At 61.1% G+C, this 16,691-nt stretch carries 16 protein-coding genes and 1 pseudogene; 9 read left to right on the forward strand and 8 right to left on the reverse strand.

Translation table 11 applies throughout. The annotated features are described in order from the left end of the window. Nucleotides 1-127 precede the first annotated feature (127 nt). Nucleotides 128-2,068, forward strand: a complete 1,941-nt coding sequence (locus tag L8I05_RS07960; RefSeq protein WP_242168089.1) for a methyl-accepting chemotaxis protein — start codon at nucleotides 128-130, stop codon at nucleotides 2,066-2,068. Nucleotides 2,069-2,126: 58 nt separating this feature from the next. Here the strand turns inward: L8I05_RS07960 and L8I05_RS07965 are convergent. The 4 genes and pseudogenes from L8I05_RS07965 to L8I05_RS07980 form a co-directional block, all read right to left on the reverse strand. Next, a pseudogene (locus L8I05_RS07965) lies at nucleotides 2,127-2,240 on the reverse strand (alpha/beta hydrolase); the annotation flags it as partial. 19 nt (nucleotides 2,241-2,259) lie between these two features. Continuing rightward, nucleotides 2,260-3,030, reverse strand: coding sequence for a nucleotidyltransferase domain-containing protein (locus L8I05_RS07970; protein WP_242168092.1), 771 nt, complete (start codon nucleotides 3,028-3,030; stop codon nucleotides 2,260-2,262). Further along, a complete protein-coding gene (locus L8I05_RS07975) occupies nucleotides 3,027-3,506 on the reverse strand; it encodes an ATP-binding protein (protein WP_242168094.1) in 480 nt (159 codons plus the stop codon). Before L8I05_RS07975 ends, L8I05_RS07970 begins: the two co-directional genes overlap by 4 nt. A 40-nt stretch (nucleotides 3,507-3,546) precedes the next feature. After that, nucleotides 3,547-4,575, reverse strand: coding sequence for a UV damage endonuclease UvsE (locus tag L8I05_RS07980; RefSeq protein ID WP_242168096.1), 1,029 nt, complete (start codon nucleotides 4,573-4,575; stop codon nucleotides 3,547-3,549). 169 nt (nucleotides 4,576-4,744) lie between these two features. On the opposite strand from L8I05_RS07980, the gene L8I05_RS07985 reads away from it, so the two are divergent. From L8I05_RS07985 to L8I05_RS07995, 3 genes are all read left to right on the forward strand, one after another. Further along, entirely contained in the window at nucleotides 4,745-5,167 is a 423-nt protein-coding gene (locus tag L8I05_RS07985; protein WP_242168410.1) for a DUF2231 domain-containing protein, read from the forward strand. Then, on the forward strand, nucleotides 5,164-6,456 hold the full coding sequence (locus tag L8I05_RS07990) for a sorbosone dehydrogenase family protein (RefSeq protein WP_242168099.1): 1,293 nt from the start codon (nucleotides 5,164-5,166) through the stop codon (nucleotides 6,454-6,456). The genes L8I05_RS07985 and L8I05_RS07990 overlap by 4 nt, the downstream gene beginning before the upstream one ends. A 68-nt stretch (nucleotides 6,457-6,524) precedes the next feature. Continuing rightward, complete coding sequence (locus L8I05_RS07995) at nucleotides 6,525-7,442, forward strand: helix-turn-helix domain-containing GNAT family N-acetyltransferase (RefSeq protein ID WP_242168101.1); 918 nt, start codon at nucleotides 6,525-6,527, stop codon at nucleotides 7,440-7,442. Between the two features lie 147 nt (nucleotides 7,443-7,589). Here the strand turns inward: L8I05_RS07995 and L8I05_RS08000 are convergent, their stop codons facing one another. Next, on the reverse strand, nucleotides 7,590-8,993 hold the full coding sequence (locus L8I05_RS08000) for an MFS transporter (protein ID WP_242168104.1): 1,404 nt from the start codon (nucleotides 8,991-8,993) through the stop codon (nucleotides 7,590-7,592). Nucleotides 8,994-9,136: 143 nt separating this feature from the next. Then, entirely contained in the window at nucleotides 9,137-9,667 is a 531-nt protein-coding gene (locus L8I05_RS08005; RefSeq protein WP_242168106.1) for a GNAT family N-acetyltransferase, read from the reverse strand. 153 nt (nucleotides 9,668-9,820) lie between these two features. Here L8I05_RS08005 and proP point away from each other — a divergent pair, with 153 nt between their 5' ends. Both proP and L8I05_RS08015 read left to right on the forward strand, forming a co-directional pair. Then, nucleotides 9,821-11,323, forward strand: coding sequence for a glycine betaine/L-proline transporter ProP (gene proP, locus L8I05_RS08010; protein ID WP_242168108.1), 1,503 nt, complete (start codon nucleotides 9,821-9,823; stop codon nucleotides 11,321-11,323). Nucleotides 11,324-11,377: 54 nt separating this feature from the next. Beyond that, complete coding sequence (locus L8I05_RS08015) at nucleotides 11,378-11,884, forward strand: GAF domain-containing protein (RefSeq protein WP_242168110.1); 507 nt, start codon at nucleotides 11,378-11,380, stop codon at nucleotides 11,882-11,884. 2 nt (nucleotides 11,885-11,886) lie between these two features. On the opposite strand, the gene L8I05_RS08020 is transcribed toward L8I05_RS08015, so the two are convergent. Next, the gene (locus tag L8I05_RS08020) at nucleotides 11,887-12,708 is read right to left on the reverse strand and encodes a helix-turn-helix transcriptional regulator (protein WP_159956126.1); all 822 of its coding nucleotides are present in this window, start codon (nucleotides 12,706-12,708) and stop codon (nucleotides 11,887-11,889) included. Nucleotides 12,709-12,805: 97 nt separating this feature from the next. Here L8I05_RS08020 and L8I05_RS08025 point away from each other — a divergent pair, with 97 nt between their 5' ends. Further along, complete coding sequence (locus L8I05_RS08025) at nucleotides 12,806-14,017, forward strand: MFS transporter (RefSeq protein WP_242168112.1); 1,212 nt, start codon at nucleotides 12,806-12,808, stop codon at nucleotides 14,015-14,017. A gap of 110 nt (nucleotides 14,018-14,127) precedes the next feature. Beyond that, on the forward strand, nucleotides 14,128-15,288 hold the full coding sequence (locus L8I05_RS08030) for a GGDEF domain-containing protein (RefSeq protein WP_242168114.1): 1,161 nt from the start codon (nucleotides 14,128-14,130) through the stop codon (nucleotides 15,286-15,288). A 169-nt stretch (nucleotides 15,289-15,457) separates the two neighbouring features. Here the strand turns inward: L8I05_RS08030 and L8I05_RS08035 are convergent, their stop codons facing one another. Beyond that, nucleotides 15,458-15,769, reverse strand: a complete 312-nt coding sequence (locus L8I05_RS08035) for a DUF2834 domain-containing protein (protein WP_242168116.1) — start codon at nucleotides 15,767-15,769, stop codon at nucleotides 15,458-15,460. A gap of 83 nt (nucleotides 15,770-15,852) precedes the next feature. On the opposite strand from L8I05_RS08035, the gene L8I05_RS08040 reads away from it, so the two are divergent. Continuing rightward, the gene (locus tag L8I05_RS08040) at nucleotides 15,853-16,641 is read left to right on the forward strand and encodes a helix-turn-helix domain-containing protein (protein WP_242168118.1); all 789 of its coding nucleotides are present in this window, start codon (nucleotides 15,853-15,855) and stop codon (nucleotides 16,639-16,641) included. Nucleotides 16,642-16,691: the final 50 nt, after the last annotated feature.

Below are 16,691 nucleotides of genomic sequence, written 5' to 3' on the forward strand. Positions count from 1 at the left end.
TTTGCAGTCAGCAAAGTTCCAGGACAAAAACTATTTCTGTTGTACACAAAATATCGCTAAAGATTTAGCGTGCCCGAGCCGAAACAGCAGTGATAGCAAATCGCCCTCCCTGCTGATGGTCGTCTCGATGAAAATAAAAAACAAGCTGGTGCTCGCGTTCGTCTCCGTGGCGTTTATCCCGGTCAGCCTGGTTGCGGTGATCTCCGTGATGAACACTCGGACCCAGGCGGTCGAGCAGTTCATTGACGGCAGCACCCGCGAAATACGCCAGATCGACGGCAATATCCGGCAGTTTTTCGATGGCACGCTGCAGAACGTCGATCAAATGTCCGCCGATCCTGTATACACTTCCGTGAACACTCTCAAGGATTACCAGCCCGCCAACGCCGCCAGCCAACCGCTACCGGCCCAGGCTAAGCAGGTGATCGACCAGTTCGCCCGGTTCGGCGCCAGCCATCCTTCGGCGGCGATCCTGTCCATCGGCCTCGAAGACGGCACCTACGCCAAATGGCCCGATGACCCGCAACTGGCCAAGTACGACCCGCGCACCCGCCCGTGGTACAAGGCCGCCATGGCCAGCCCGAACAAAACCGTGCGCACGCCGGCTTACTATTACGACAAAGATGACGTCGCCCTGGTCGGCACCGCCCGCGCGCTGCTGGACACCAACGGCAAGGCCAAAGGCGTGTTCGTGGTCAGCGTATCGCTGAAGAACCTCACCGAATTGCTCAAGAGCATCAAGCTGGGTGAAAGCGGCTACGTGATGCTGATCGAAGACGGCGTGGTGCTGGTTGACCCGCGCGATGCCGCGCACAACTTCAAGCCGCTCAAGGACCTCGGCGCGCCCTATGCGCACTTGGCGCAAACGCCGCAAGGCTCGACCGAAGTGGTCATCGACGGCGTGCGTTACATGGCCAACGTGTGGACCTCGCCGGGCCTGGGTTGGCGCTATGTCGGGCTGATCGAATACAACGAAGTGATGGCCGCCGCCACGCGCATGACCTACCTGACCACTGCGATCGTGGCGGTGCTGGTGCTGATCTTCGGGTTGATTGCCGCAGCGTTTTCCAAAGTCATCGTCAAGCCGATCGGTCAGGTCAGCACCGGCTTGCAGTCCATCGCCCAAGGCGAAGGCGACTTGCGCCACGAATTGCAGGTGCAGGGCAAGGATGAAACCGCTGAGCTGGCCGGCTGGTTCAACAAGTTTCTCGCCGCGATCCGCCAATTGATCCAGCACATCGGCGCCGCCTCGACCAACTTGCAGGACGCCTCACGGGTCAACAGTGAAGTGGCGCACAACATGAACGAAGCCGCCGGGCGCCAGCGTGAGGCGGTGGAGTTGGTGTCGACCGCGTTCAACGAGATGGTCGCCACCGCCAACGAAGTCGCGCGTTCGTGCAGCGGCGCGGCGGAATCGGCGGAGAACGGCCATCGCCGCGTGGCCGAGGGCAAGCAGCAGATCGAAGTCACCACCGACAACGTCAATCGCCTCGGCCGGCGGTTGACCGAGTCGTCCCAGGCCATGGTCGAGCTGGAAGCCGGCAGCCGCAGCATCAACCAGATCCTCGGCACCATTCGCGCGATTGCCGAACAGACCAACCTGCTCGCGCTCAACGCGGCGATTGAAGCCGCCCGCGCCGGTGATCAAGGTCGTGGTTTCGCGGTGGTCGCGGATGAAGTGCGGGCGTTGGCCAAGCGCACCTCCGACTCCACCGGCGAGATCGAGCAACTGCTCGGCACCCTCGGCAGCAAAACCGAGGAAGTCACGCAGAAGATGAGCAGTTGCCTGGACCTGTCCCGCGCGAGCGTTTCATCCATCGAAAACGCGCGGGACAGCTTCGAAGGCATCCAGTTGTCGGTGAATGAAATCCGCGACCAGAACCTGCAGATTTCAGCCGCCGCCGAGGAACAACACAGCGTCGCCGAAGAGATCAACCGGCATATCCAGCAGATCTATGACGAGGCGCGGCTGGTGGAAAGCCTGGCCAATTCTGCGCAGGATGACTCGGGGCGGTTGGCCAATTTGTCGAATGAGTTGAACGGTTTGGTGGGGCGCTTCAAGTCCTGACGCACACGTCCGTGGAAATTCGCGATCTGTTGCCACGGTAAGTGCCCGCACGCGGCAATTTCGGGCACGGCAGGCCGAGGAACTTGCCCATCAGGTCGCCATGGTCGGACAGCTCGACCATCGACTGGAATATCCCGTGCACCGCGCCGGCGCGTACCTTGTGGCGCATAGTCCTCTTTGGTCGATCCAAACTATGCCTGCTGTGAAACCATCCAGCTGACAAAGGCCTGCAGCCGCGTGCAAAAGGCCTCGCGTTCGGCACTCGGGTTGCGCGCTTCAAACAGGAAGTAGGCAATCTGGATGCGCATCGTCGGGTACTGCTGCACGAACAACGCGACGTGTTCTTCAAGGCTGTGGGGCCAGCCTGCGGCGTCTGCTGTGCGCAGAGTGTGCGTCGCCCGAATCAGCTTGCGTGCCGCTTCGCGTTGCAGGCGATGGCGTTGCTGTTCGGTGCCGGCTTGCTCGATACGTGTGAGATAGGCCGTGAGCACGGGTTCAAAGTCGGCATTGAGCGCCAAGGCGATCTCACGCGACGGCCGAAACGGTTCCAGGCGCAGTGAAAGGTCCTCGCCCCACACGCACCGGCAATGATGCTTGAGCCAGAAGCCCCAGCGATTGTGGTTTTCAGCGGCCAGCACCTCGGCGCTGTGGCCGATATCGAAGTCGATTTTGCTCACCGTAGAATGCCGTTGTTCCAATGCCTGGCGAAGCTGCTCCAATCGCTCCAGCACGTGCGAATCTGGCGGTTCACTGAATACCAGCGTGAGGTCCAGGTCCGACTCAGCCGGGATCGCGTCGCCCCTGGCGACGCTGCCATACAGATAAAGGCTGTGCAGCCCCAAACCGGCCTGCGCAAGCGTGGTACACACGTCGGTCAGCACCGGCTGAAACTCAGGCTGCAGGGGCACATCGCCAACCGTCAACACACAGCCGTTTGCATCCAGACCTTGAACGGTGCTCATGGGCGATGCACCTTAATCACCAGGCCCTCGGCCTCACTCGGCACACTGAAGTGCCGGGTGATCAGCTCGAATTCGGCATCGGTGGCGGCGAAATCATGCTCGCCTTGGGCATTGCGTGCATGCAGGCGCGCGCGGCAGGTGGCATCGTCCAGTTCGAGGTAATGCAGGCAGTGCGGCACCTGCGCGGCGTGCGCCAGGCCGAGCAGCCATTCGCGATTGGCCCGTGTGTTGGCGGGAACGTCCAGCACCACATTGACGCCCGATTGCAGCAGGTTGATCACCAGCGGCCCCAACACCCCGCGAACACGCTGGGCGCAGCGCAGGTAATCGGCAATCGACTGGATCTCGGCAGGATACAGCTGCGCGAGCCAGTGGTCTTCGCTGAGCACGACGGCGGCGTGCTCGGCGGCCAGGGTGTTAGCCAGGGTGGATTTGCCGGAGGCAATCTTGCCGCACAGCAGGTGCAGGGTTGGCATGGCACGGGTCCTTATATCGGGCCGTCAAGCATGCCATTTTTTACGCCGAACGATGTTGCCAATACTCATAAAACGCCAGCGCCGCGACGTTCTTGTCCTTGGCTTCAAGCATGATGTCGAAACGGTCGAGAAACTGCAGGGCGTAATCGTTGGTCCAGCGGTTCCACATCTGCGCGCTGTGGGCGTACAGGTCGCGTTTGGAGACCACCTTCAACAGCGCGTCCATCTCCAGTTTGTGCTCGGCGTCGAAACCCAGCGCTTGCAGGCTCTCCTGGGGCTGGGAGTAATGCATCGTGGGGCGCACGCCGCGCCAGCTGTCGATCACGCGGGCGACCCGTGGCGAATCGGGGTCGATGTACTGGTCTTCGTGGATCCAGCAGTGGTGGATGTCCAGCACCACCGGCGCCAGGTCGGCGACTTGCAGGCAATGGTCGAGGCCGTAGGTCTTTTCGTCGTTCTCGAAGGTGATGCAATTGCGCGCCACTTCGGACAAGCGCGACCACACCGAGCGGGTCCCTTCAACGCCCAGGCGGCCAGCAATGTGCACGTTGCACTTGAGGTCCTGGAAGCGTCGGCCGTAGCCCATCATGCGAATCATGTCGGCGTGGTATTCGAACTCGGCCACACTGTTTTCCACCACGCCGGGGTTTTCCGAGCCCAGTACGCAGTATTGGCCTGGGTGGAATGACAGGCGAATGTCCGAGGCGCGCGCGAAGTCGCCGATGGCCGCAAAGCCCTCGATCAACTGGCGTTCGATTGCCGGGTCTTTGTACACGTCCGCGACTTTCGGGTGGCTGTAGAACGGCAGCAAGTCACTGCTCAAGCGCAGCATGCGCAAGGTCGGCGGCAGCTCGGCGACGTAGGCCAGCAAGCGCAATTGCGCCGCCAGATTATGCGTGACGATTTCCACCAGCTTGTCGCGGGCCACAGACGGCGCCACGCCTTCGAGCCAACGCAACGTCGTGGTGCGCGGGTTGAACGGGCCTTCAATCAACTTCAAGGCGCTGGCCGAGAGTTGACGGTCGGAATGCTTGTATTGGCAGACGAAGCCGATGCGCGGGTGGGTCATAACACTGCCTGGCGGGGACAAAGGGTTGGATGATACGGCGTTAGGCCCAGGCCTACCCAGTGGGTTCATAATATTTCGACACGAAATACCCTGAACTTTCTGACAAACGCTGCGCTCCTCTCCTATGCGCTGCCCCGACCCCAGGGGCGTTGTACAACAAGGAGCCGCCATCAACATGACTACCCTTCCCGTCTATAGCAGGTCAACGCCGGGGCCGCTGCATGCGACCTTATTGGCAGGCACGGTGCCGCTGTTTCTCGGCGCCCTGCTCAGCGACATCGCCTACACCCAGACCTACCAGATTCAATGGGCCAACTTCGCCTCGTGGCTGATCGCCGGTGCCTTGGTGTTCGCGGGTTTCGCGTTTTTGTTTGCGCTGGTCAATCTGCTGCGCGCCGAGCGTAAAGCAGGTCAACCGGTTGTGTATGTGCTGCTGCTGTTGGCCACCTGGGTACTGGGCCTGATCAATGCCTTCCAGCATGCCAAGGACGCATACGCCGCCATGCCTGCCGGCCTGGTGCTGTCGGTGATCGTCACGGTGTTGACGCTCGCCGCCACCTGGACCGGCCTGCGCACCGGAGGTGCCAAATGAAAACGTCCCACACACTGACCCTGCTCAGCACCGCCCTGTTGCTGGCTGCCTGCGGTGGCGAAGGCGACAAGACCCAGGCCCGTGGCCCTGATCCGAAATTGCCCGAGCAACAAAGCAGCCTGTTGCCGAGCATGAAAATTGCCGAACCCACGCCCTGGGGCGCGCAAAAACCCAAGGTGCCCGAAGGCTATAGCGTCACCGCCATCGCCACCGATTTGGCGATCCCGCGCCAAACCCTGGTATTGCCCAACGGCGACATCCTGGTTGCCGAAGGCCGGGGCGGCAGCGCGGCCAAGCTCAAGCCCAAGGACGTGATTGCCAGCGTGATCAAGGCCAAGGGCAACACTCAGGTCAAGGGCGGCAACCGCCTGACCCTGCTGCGCGATGCCGACGGTGACGGCACCTATGAACTGAAAACCGTGTTCGCCGACAACCTCAATGCGCCTTACGGCCTGGCGTTCGCCGACGGCAAACTCTACGTCGCCAACCAGGACGCGCTGGTGCGCTTCGACTATGCCGACGGCCAGACCAAGGCCAGCGGCCCGCCGACCAAAATCACCGACCTGCCGGCGCAGATCAACCACCACTGGACCAAGTCCCTGGCCGTGAGCGAGGACGGGCGCCAGCTCTACGTGGGCATCGGCTCCAACAGCAACATCACCGAGCGCGGCATGGAAGTGGAAATCGACCGGGCAATGGTCTGGCAGATCGACGCCGCCACGGGCGCGCACAAACCCTACGCCACCGGCATTCGTAACCCGACCGCACTGACCATTCAGCCGGGCTCCGGGCAATTGTGGGCGGTGGCCAACGAGCGCGATGAACTCGGCCCGGACCTGGTGCCGGACTACCTGACCTCGGTGCGTGAAGGCGCCTTCTATGGCTGGCCCTACAGCTACTGGGGCCAGAACGTCGACCCGCGCGCGCAACCGCAGAACCCGGCAAAAGTCGCCGAGGCGATCAAGCCGGATTACAGCCTGGGCTCCCACGTTGCAGCGCTGGGCGTGGATTTTTCCATCCCTGCCATGGGTGAAAAATTCGCCGACGGCGTATTTGTCGGCGAGCACGGCAGCTGGAACCGCGACAACCCGGTAGGCTACAAAGTGATCTTCGTGCCATTCAGTAACGGTAAGCCGTCCGGTGAACCCATCGACTTCGCCACTGGCTTTCGCGGCGATGACGGCAAGACCCGCGGGCGCCCGGTGGGTGTGACCGTGGACCCGAAAGGTGCGCTGATCATCGCCGATGACCTGGCCAACACCGTTTGGCGGGTGACGCGTAACCGCTGAACAAAGTGTTTGACTTGGTTGCCTGAAGCAACAATATAATTGCTTCAGGCAACCAACCGAGCATCATCATGTCTACGACCCTTGTCGAACGCGCCGCGATCATTCGCGGTTTCAACCGTTTCTACACGCACCAGATCGGTGTGCTGCAGGAACACCTGCTGCAAAGCGACTTCTCCCTCACCGAAATCCGTGTGATGTACGAACTCTCCTCGCGTGGCGACCTGACCAGCGCCGACCTGTGCCAGATGCTCGGCCTCGATGCGGGTTACCTGAGCCGGCTGATCAGCGGGTTTGAAAAGAAAGGCTTGATCCAGAAAGTCCGCTCTGTCACCGACGCGCGCGCCGTGCAACTGCACCTCAGCGACGTCGGCCGCGCCGTGCTCGCACCGCTGGAAAACCAGACCCAACAGGAAGTCATCGCCTTGTTGCAGGCCCTGCCCGAGTCGCAGCAACAGCAATTGACGGCCGCCATGCAGCGTATCCAGACACTGTTGCAAGGCCGCACGCCAAGTTACTTGCTGCGCGACCCGCAACCGGGCGATATGGGCCTGGTGGTGCAGCAGCAATCGGCGCTGTATGCCCGCGAATACAACTGGAACTGGGAGTTTGAAGCGCTGGTGTCGGAGATTGTCGCCAAGTACCTGCGCGAGTTTGACCCTGCCAGCGAGCGTTGCTGGATCGCGGAAAAAGACGGCGAAGTGGTGGGTTCGGTGTTCGTGGTGCGCCATGACGAAACCACGGCGAAGCTGCGCATGCTGTATGTAGACGCCAGTGCGCGCGGCATGGGCATCGGCCAACGTCTGGTGGACGAATGCCTGCGCTTTGCACGCCATGCAGGGTACAAAAGCATGTTGCTGTGGACGGTGGACGCGCTGACCGACGCGCGCAGGCTGTATCAGAAGGCCGGGTTCAACCTGGTTGATGAAGAGGCCACGGTCAGTTTCGGCAAATCGCTGGTGAGTGAAACCTGGGCGCGAGAGCTGTAAGGCATTCGCCCTGTGGACGGGCTTTGTGGGAGCCGGGCTTGCCCGCGATAGTGTCACCTCGGTGTGTCAGTCACACCGCGGTGCCTGCATCGCGGGCAAGCCCGGCTCCCACATTTGAACTGGGTGGATTTGAGGTTTGTGTCTGCCTTACAGATCAGTGATTTCCTTATGACGCGGCACCAGCGCCTTCATCACACTCCACGCCACCAGGTAAGCCAGGGCACAGATTGCGAACATGATCATGTAGCCGGTGTGGATGTCGTTGATGGACTTGTAGTAGTCGAACACCCAACCGCCAATCTTGGTCATCACCACACCACCCAAGCCACCCGCCATGCCGCCAATGCCGACCACCGAGGCCACGGTTTTTTGCGGGAACATGTCGGAAACGGTGGTAAAGATGTTGCACGACCACGCCTGGTGCGCCGAGGCCCCCACGCCGATCAACAGCACCGGCACCCAGAAGCTCAGGTAGCCGAAAGGCTGGGCCAGCAACACCACCAGCGGGAACAGCGCGATCACCAGCATGGCTTTCATGCGGCCGTCATACGGTGCATCGCCGCGGGCCATGAAGTAGCTGGGGAACCAGCCGCCGCCAATACTGCCGACCATGGTCATGCTGTAGAGCACGGCCAGCGGCATCACGATATCGGCGCCTTTCATGCCGTATTGCGCCGATAAGTAGGTGGGCAGCCAGAACAGGAAGAACCACCACACGCCGTCGGTCATGAACTTGCCGAAGGCAAACGCCCAGGTCTGGCGGTAAGTCAGCAACTTGAACCACGAGACTTTCTTCGGCGCTGTACCGACAGGTTCCGGTGTGAACGGCTGCACGGTCTGGTCGCTGCGGATGTAAGCCAGCTCTGCGGCCGACAGGCGTTTTTGCTGCTCCGGTTTTTCGTAAACCGCCGCCCACACCGCCACCCATACAAAACCCAGCGCGCCGATGACAATAAAGGCGGCTTCCCAGCCCCAAATCCCGGCAATCAACGGCACACAGATCGGCGCCAGGATCGCGCCGACGTTGGCGCCGGAGTTGAAAATACCGGTGGCCAGGGAGCGTTCTTTTTTCGGGAAGTATTCGGCGGTGGCCTTGATCGCGATGGGGAAGTTGCCCGCCTCGCCAATCGCCAGCACGGCGCGTGACAGCATGAAACCGGCAATCGATACCGGAATCACCGCCAGGCCGATAGCCGTGCTGACCGCTGCAATGCCCTCGCCCATCGGCACCGAGAACGCATGCATGATGGCGCCCGAAGACCAGATGCCAATCGCTATCACGTAGGCGGCTTTGGTGCCGATCTTGTCGACAAAGCGTCCGGCAAACAGCATCGAAATCGCATAAACAAACTGGAAGACCGCCGCAATGTTGGCGTAGTCGGTGTTGCTCCAGCCAAATTGCGTCGACAGTTGCGGCGCTAAAAGGCTGAGGACTTGGCGGTCGAGGTAGTTGACGGTGGTGGCGAAGAACAACATCGCGCAGATGGTCCAGCGATAGTTGCCGACGGCCGTGCCGACGCGATGGGCGTTGAGGGGCTCATTCAAATTCATGGCATCACTTTTTATTTTTGTTAGGTAGGACATACGTAACGTCATATGTCGTCGTACAACTGTGACTTTTATAGCGGGCTGTCTGGGCGGTGTCAATCGCAAAGATTGCGGTTTATTGAGGTGTCAGGCCGGTATAGACCGGCTCAATCAACGGCAGTTGTAGGATGACAAATCCGTAATACCAGGCTAGGCGCCTGGCCCGGCACATCGTCGAGCACGCCGAAAGGCTGCATGCCGAGCTTTTCCAGCACACGAATCGACGCGGCGTGATCCGGGCGCACCAACCCGAACACAGCCGGCAGGCGCAGCGGTCCGAACGCCTGCGCCAGCGCATCACGGCCAAGCTGCGTGGCGAAGCCCTGCCCCCAGGCCTCGACAGCAAAGCGATAACCCAGGTTGATACGGCGCTCGGTCAGGTAATTAAGCGGCGCCACGCCGCCAAAGCCGATGATGCGCTCAGGCTGCTCGCTGCGGGCAACCGCCCACCAGCCGTAGCCTTGAGTGGCCCATTGTTCGAGCCAGTGGTCGAGCAAGCGTTGGGCGTCGGCCAGGCTGGCCATCGGGCCGTTGGGATTGAACAGGTTAGTCTGCGGGTCGCCGAAGATCGCGAACAATCGCTGCACGTCGCGGGCTTCGGGCTTGCGGTAGGTCAGGCGTGAGGTGGCGGCTGGCATTCGGATAATTCCCTCGTAAAGCCACGAAGTTCAATACATCTGCAAAAAAACGCAAATAGTGGTGAATTATTTGATGTCCTCTTGTATCTGAACTGACAGAGCGGTGCCATCGCAACGATGGCACCTCCCCTGTTCTGTTTTAGAGTGGCCCGCATGAAAATACGTAAGAAAAGTGTCAAACCCATCGGTTTGAAAGACATCACCATCGTCGACGATACCAAGGTGCGCAAGGCGATCACCGCCGCTGCCCTGGGTAACGCCATGGAATGGTTCGACTTCGGCGTCTACGGGTTTGTCGCCTATGTACTCGGCAAGGTGTTCTTCCCCGACGCCTCGCCCAGCGTACAAATGATCGCTGCCTTGGGTACTTTCTCCGTGCCGTTCCTGATTCGCCCATTGGGCGGCCTGTTCTTCGGCGCCCTGGGCGACAAATACGGGCGGCAGAAGGTCCTTGCTGCAACCATTGTGATCATGTCCCTGAGCACCTTCGCCATCGGCCTGATTCCCGGCTATGCCTCGATTGGCATCTGGGCGCCGATCCTGCTGTTGCTGTGCAAAATGGCCCAAGGGTTCTCGGTGGGCGGTGAATACACCGGCGCCTCGATCTTCGTCGCCGAATATGCGCCAGACCGCAAACGCGGGTTCCTCGGCAGTTGGCTGGACTTCGGCTCCATCGCCGGCTTCGTGCTCGGCGCGGGTGTGGTGGTGCTGATCTCAACGATATTGGGTGAAGCCGATTTCGAAGCGTGGGGCTGGCGCCTGCCGTTCTTCCTCGCCCTGCCCCTGGGCATCATCGGCCTTTATCTGCGTCACGCGCTGGAAGAAACCCCAGCCTTCCAGCAGCACATGGACAAACTCGAACAAGGCGACCGCCAGGGCCTGACCCACGGCCCCAAAGTGTCGTTCAAGGAAGTCGCCACCAAGCACTGGCGTAGCCTGCTGACCTGCATCGGCATCGTCGCGGCTACCAACGTGACGTACTACATGCTGCTCACGTATATGCCGAGCTACCTGTCGCATAACCTGCATTACAAAGAAAACAGCGGCGTGCTGATCATCATCGCAATCATGGTCGGCATGCTGTTCGTGCAGCCGTTCATTGGCTTTGTCAGCGACAAGATCGGCCGCAAGCCCTTCATCATCGCTGGTAGCGTCGGCCTGCTGTTTCTGTCGATCCCGGCGTTCATGCTGATCACCAGCGGCAAGATCGGCCTGATCTTCGCAGGCTTGCTGATCCTGGCCGTGGTCCTTAACTTCTTTATCGGCGTAATGGCCTCGACACTGCCGGCGATGTTCCCCACGCACTTGCGCTACAGCGCGCTGGCCAGTGCGTTCAACGTCTCGGTATTGATCGCCGGCGTTACCCCGACCGCCGTGGCCTGGCTGGTGGAAAGCACCAACAACCTGTACATGCCCGCCTACTACTTGATGGTGTTTGCCGTGGTCGGCCTTGTCACCGGCCTGACGATGAAGGAAACTGCCAACAAGCCCCTGCGCGGCGCGGCGCCGGCCGCTTCGGACATGGAAGAAGCCAAGGAAATCCTGCAAGAGCACCACGACAATATTGAGCAGAAGATCGAAGACATCGACGCCGAAATTGCCGCGCTCGAAGCCAAGCGCCAGAACCTGGTGCAACAGCATCCACGTATTAACTAACACCTGACCATGCGTGGTGGCCCCCAGGCCGCCACGCCATTGGAGTGCTCAAGCATGCTTCCAAGCGTCACCGCAGCCCATTCGTTACTCAGCGCCGATGAGCGCGCTGCCATCGCCGAAATCGAAGCCACTACCAGCATCCTGCAACTGGTTACCCGCCTGACCGGCATGCGCTTTGCCGGCATCGCCAAATTCACCGACCTGGAATGGGTGGTGTGCTCCGCGCACGACCCGCTCAACATGGGCATTCATGTCGATGACGTACTCGACCTGGAAACCACCCTGTGCAGTGAGTTCTGCGTCAATCCGCAGACCCTGTTTATTCCGCAAATCAGCCAGAACGGCCGCTTCGCCACGCGCCCGGTGGTCAAGCAATACGCCATCGAAAGCTACGCCGGCGCGCCGATCTTCCTGCCCGATGGCCGCCTGTTCGGCGCGCTGTGTGCGCTGGATTCGCGAGCGATGTTGTTTGACGACCCCAACTTGCCGGAAACCTTGAGCCTGTTTGCGCGGCTGATTGGCTGTATTTTTTACGCGAACCTGACCTCGGCTGAGCAGTAGCCCTAGCGGAAAAACTGACTTGGCGTCTTGCCAAATTGCTTCTTGAACATGCTGGTAAAGGCGCTCGGGCTTTCATAGCCCAACTCGATGGCCACATCGATGATCTTCTCCCCCACCGCAATGCGCTCCAGCGCCAACAGCAAGCGCGCCTGCTGGCGCCACTGGCCGAAGGTCAGGCCGGTTTCCTTGCGGAACAGGCGCTGGATGGTTTTCTGGTCCAGGGCCAGCCGTTCACTCCAATCCGCCACTGTCGAAGCATCCCCCGGCTCGTGTTGCAGCGCCTGGCAAATACGGTTGATGCGCAGGTCCGCAGGCTGGGGCAGCGACAGCGGTAACGCGGGCAGAATCGCCAACTCATCGAGGATCAGGTGCATGATCCGCGCGTCACGCGAATCCTCGGCGTACGGCGGTTTCAAGCTGACCGAAGCCTTGATCAACTCGCTCAGCAGCGGCGAGACGCTGACGGTCTTGGGCTCGGTGGGCAGGTTGGGAAAGCGCTCCGGGCGCACAAATACGCTGCGCATTTTCAAGGTGCCGACGCAGCGCAGCGAATGCACTTGCCCGCAGGGCATCCAGAAGCCGCGATTGGGCGGCACCGTCCATTGGTTCAGCGCCGAGTACACCACCATCACGCCTTCAACCGCATACAGCAGTTGATGCTTCTCGTGGCTGTGCTCGGGGATCACCCAATTTTCGGGATAATCGGTGGCGGAACTGATCACAGACCAGTCGCCTTCGTCGATCTCCCGCAGAAATACATCCAGTGGTTTGATGATTTCGCCCTTTTTGCAACAGTTGGCGCCCGAATTTCGCGAGACAGGCATTTGCAGCAAACCTAGCATAAACACCGCAACATTTAGAAACGGACGGCGAGCTTAAGTACTCGCTGCCCCTGTTCGCTGCCCTGTATGGAATGCCTGCATGTCGAGCCTGACCGCGTCACCTGCCGCTGCAACCGCCACACCGCAAATAAGCCCCTTGGTCATGCGCGTTCTCGGCGCCTGCGCCCTGGCGCACATGATCAATGACCTGATCCAGGCCGTGCTGCCGTCGGTGTACCCGATGCTCAAGACCAACTACGGGCTGAGCTTCACCCAGGTCGGCCTGATCACCCTGACCTTTCAACTGACCGCGTCCCTGCTGCAACCCTGGATCGGCTACCACACCGACCGCCATCCCAAGCCGTGGCTGCTGCCGGCCGGCATGGTGTGCACCTTGATCGGCATTCTGATGCTGGCGTTTGTCGGCAGCTTCCCGGCGATCCTGCTGGCGGCGGCACTGGTCGGCGTCGGTTCCTCGACCTTCCACCCGGAAACCTCGCGCGTGGCGCGCCTGGCCTCCGGCGGCCGCTACGGCCTGGCGCAATCGACGTTCCAGGTCGGCGGCAACACCGGCAGCGCCTTCGGCCCATTGCTGGCGGCGGCAATCATCATTCCTTACGGCCAAACCCATATCGCCTGGTTCGGGCTGTTCGCCGTGTTCGCCATTTTGGTGCTGTACGGCCTGAGCCGCTGGTACCGCCACCACCTTAACCTGTTCAAGCTCAAGCAAGGCGGCAAGGCCACCCACGGCTTGTCCAAAGGCCGCGTGACGTTTGCCCTGGTAGTGCTGGCGCTGTTGGTGTTTACCAAATACTTCTACATGACCAGCCTGACCAGCTACTTCACCTTTTACCTGATCGAGAAATTCCACCTGTCGGTGGCCAGCTCGCAGATGTACCTGTTCCTGTTCCTCGGTGCGGTGGCCGTCGGCACCTTCGCCGGTGGCCCGATCGGCGACAAGATCGGCCGCAAGAAAGTCATCTGGTTCTCGATCCTCGGCGCCGCGCCGTTCACCCTGGCCCTGCCCTACGTCGACCTGTTCTGGACCGCCGTGCTCAGTGTGGTGATCGGCTTCGTCATCGCCTCGGCCTTCTCGGCCATCGTGGTGTTCGCCCAGGAACTGGTGCCGGGCAATGTGGGGATGATCGCCGGCATCTTTTTCGGCCTGATGTTCGGTTTCAGTGGCATTGGCGCCGCGCTGCTGGGCTTGCTTGCCGACAACCATGGCATCGAGTACGTCTACAAGATCTGCTCGTTCCTGCCGCTGGCGGGCATCCTCACGATCTTGCTGCCTTCAACCAAAGGCGTCTGACCCGCCGATCATCGGCTGGCCGTGTGCTACTACACGGAATGCTCTGAAAAACCTGCGTGTGCGCTTACAATCCCGACTTTAAGCGCACACCCAGGCAGACCCGGCACGACATGACGCTCGACCCTCCTACGATTTTGACCCTGAGCATTGCGCTCGCAGCGGCCGCGGCCCTGTACCTGGCCGTTGAGTGGCGCAGCGTGCGCGAGCCATCGCTGCTGTTCTGGGCCGCTGGCTTTGCGACCATCAGCCTCGGTTCCACCCTGGCGTTGCTGCGCGGCAGCGGCCTGTTGATGATCGGTATCTGGTTCGCCAACGGCCTGCTGGTGACCGCGCACTTCCTGTTTTTGCTCGGCGTGGCACGCTTTACCCAGGTGCGCCTGTCGCGGCTATGGCTGCTGTTGCTGATCATCTGGCTCGGCATGCTCGCGTTGCCAATCGACCTGTCGTGGTCCAAAGCCATGCTGGCCGTGCAATCGCTGCTGGTGGCGCTGCCGACCCTACGCGCCAGCTTCCTGCTGCGCCCCCACGGCAAATCCCTGAGCATAGGCGCCGTGCAGTTGCGCTATGTGTTGCTGCTGCACGGCGCGTTCTACGTGGCCAAGGCGCTGTCGGTGCTGATCCCCGGCACGCTGATCGACCTCGCCGCGTTCAAGGGCGAAATCATCCAAATCTCCCTGGTGGAAGGTGCCATGGCGATCATGCTGATCGCCTTGTCGATGACCGGCTCGGAACGCTATCGGCGTGAACAACAAATCGCCCGCCTGGCGGCCCGCGACCCGCTAACAGCGCTGTACAACCGTCGCGCCCTCGATTTACGTGCGCCGCCGCTGTTGGCCCAGGTATCGCCCGCACAACCGGGCGCCTTGCTATTGATCGACATCGACAATTTCAAACTGGTCAACGACCTCTACGGCCACAGCGCCGGCGACCGCTTGCTGATCGCCTTGAGCGAGATGATCCGCGCGGTGGTGCCCAGAGGTGCATTGGCGGCACGCCTGGGCGGGGATGAGTTTGTGATCCTGCTGAACAAGGCTTCGACGCAGCAGATTGTCGAACTGGGCAGCTGTTTGCGCGAGCAGTTCCAGCAAACGACATCTACGACTTTCACCACCCCGGCGCCGGTGACCTTGAGCATCGGTGCAAACCTGTTCGACCAACCACCGGAGAACCTCACGGCATTGATCGAACAGGGCGACACCACGCTCTATGAAACCAAGCGCGGCGGGCGTGACAGTATTCGGTTGGTGGACCGAACGGGAGCCGGTTCGTAAGGCTAATGGGTTCCTGTGGGAGCGGGCTTGCCCGCGAAAGCGGTGGGTCAGTCACTATCAATGTTTGCTGGGCCGACGTCTTCGCGGGCAAGCCCGCTCCCACATTTGATCTTCGCTGTTTTAAGCATTGCGTTTGCTTAACTGAACGGCATTAGGGCTTGCCACAGGTTTAGTGGCGACGGCGTGAAAACCCATTCACCACGATATAAAGCAACGGCCCCACCGACACAAACACCGCCGTCAGCAAAAAATACGGCACCAGCGAACCCACCGACCGCCCTCGCCCGCGCGCATCCCGATACATCCACACACACGCCAGCGCCGCCATCAGGTACAGGTCGATGACCACCTGCGCGGTGTCCGGCCGCGACATCAATTCGCGCCCAAACGCCACCAGTGATTGTTCGGCCGTGAGCAGCGTAGCCAAGGTGTAAAACGAAAATCCCAGCAAACCGGCCAGGGCGAAATAGGGTCTGCGCATGGTGCCTTCCTTGAAATGATCGAGGCTCAACATAGTGATAAGGTGGCGCCTCTCGCAATGACCTCGGAGGTCATGATCAGGCCATGGACACCCCTTCAACTGCCGGCCGGCACCTGCGCCAATTGCGTCGACACGCCAAGCTCAGCCAGCTGGACCTGGCGTTGATAACCGGTGTTTCCCAGCGCCACCTCAGTTGCCTCGAAACCGGCCGCGCCAAGCCGAGCCCGGGCACCTTGCATAATTTGCTGACGGCGCTGGAAGCCCCGCTGGAGCAGTGCAACCAAGTGTTTCTCGCGGCCGGTTACGCGCCGCGTTACACCGCCACGCCACTCGCCGACCCGCCCATGGCCGCCATACGTGAAGCCGTCAGCCATGTGCTGCATGCCAATAACCCGGCCCCGGCGATTTTGCTCGGCAGCGAATGGCAAGTGCTCGCGGCCAATGCCAGTACCGGCGTGCTGTTCGAGTTGGTCGGGATTGAGCCGAATGCCGCCGACGGACTGAACCTGCTGACCACGCTGCTGCAAGCAGGCGGCCTGGGCGACCACCTGATCAACGCCGAGGAGATCCGTACCGTCGCCTGGCAACGCGCAACCCGTGAGGCGCTGGGCAATCCGGCCTTGGCCCAGTTACTGGCGCGCTTGCCCGTGCCGAGCAGCACCGAACTGCCCGATGCAATGCCGCCACTGGTGCTGACGCGCATCCGCTCTACGCGCGGTGAGCTGAGCTTCCTGTCGACCTTCACCACCTTCGGCATGCCCCAGGACATCACCCTCACCTCGCTGCGCATCGAACATCTGATTCCGGCTGACGCGCCCACGTGGCAAGTGATGCGCGCCGCCTATGCGGATTATGCCGCGCTGGTTTTGTGAAATATCTGTACGTAGACTGCCGCCATACCTCCCACTTGAAGGCGGCGAAA

The sequence above is a fragment of the Pseudomonas sp. MONT-RG-20F-20-E-7-02 genome (assembly GCF_022662395.1).
GTDB lineage: Bacteria > Pseudomonadota > Gammaproteobacteria > Pseudomonadales > Pseudomonadaceae > Aquipseudomonas.

Coding starts and splice junctions, on each gene's coding strand:
- L8I05_RS07960 (WP_242168089.1), top strand. CDS start 128: ATGAAAATAAAAAACAAGCTGGTGCTCGCGTTCGTCTCCGTGGCGTTT.
- L8I05_RS07970 (WP_242168092.1), bottom strand. CDS start 3,030: ATGAGCACCGTTCAAGGTCTGGATGCAAACGGCTGTGTGTTGACGGTT.
- L8I05_RS07975 (WP_242168094.1), bottom strand. CDS start 3,506: ATGCCAACCCTGCACCTGCTGTGCGGCAAGATTGCCTCCGGCAAATCC.
- L8I05_RS07980 (WP_242168096.1), bottom strand. CDS start 4,575: ATGACCCACCCGCGCATCGGCTTCGTCTGCCAATACAAGCATTCCGAC.
- L8I05_RS07990 (WP_242168099.1), top strand. CDS start 5,164: ATGAAAACGTCCCACACACTGACCCTGCTCAGCACCGCCCTGTTGCTG.
- L8I05_RS07995 (WP_242168101.1), top strand. CDS start 6,525: ATGTCTACGACCCTTGTCGAACGCGCCGCGATCATTCGCGGTTTCAAC.
- L8I05_RS08000 (WP_242168104.1), bottom strand. CDS start 8,993: ATGAATTTGAATGAGCCCCTCAACGCCCATCGCGTCGGCACGGCCGTC.
- L8I05_RS08005 (WP_242168106.1), bottom strand. CDS start 9,667: ATGCCAGCCGCCACCTCACGCCTGACCTACCGCAAGCCCGAAGCCCGC.
- proP (WP_242168108.1), top strand. CDS start 9,821: ATGAAAATACGTAAGAAAAGTGTCAAACCCATCGGTTTGAAAGACATC.
- L8I05_RS08015 (WP_242168110.1), top strand. CDS start 11,378: ATGCTTCCAAGCGTCACCGCAGCCCATTCGTTACTCAGCGCCGATGAG.
- L8I05_RS08020 (WP_159956126.1), bottom strand. CDS start 12,708: ATGCCTGTCTCGCGAAATTCGGGCGCCAACTGTTGCAAAAAGGGCGAA.
- L8I05_RS08025 (WP_242168112.1), top strand. CDS start 12,806: ATGTCGAGCCTGACCGCGTCACCTGCCGCTGCAACCGCCACACCGCAA.
- L8I05_RS08030 (WP_242168114.1), top strand. CDS start 14,128: ATGACGCTCGACCCTCCTACGATTTTGACCCTGAGCATTGCGCTCGCA.
- L8I05_RS08035 (WP_242168116.1), bottom strand. CDS start 15,769: ATGCGCAGACCCTATTTCGCCCTGGCCGGTTTGCTGGGATTTTCGTTT.
- L8I05_RS08040 (WP_242168118.1), top strand. CDS start 15,853: ATGGACACCCCTTCAACTGCCGGCCGGCACCTGCGCCAATTGCGTCGA.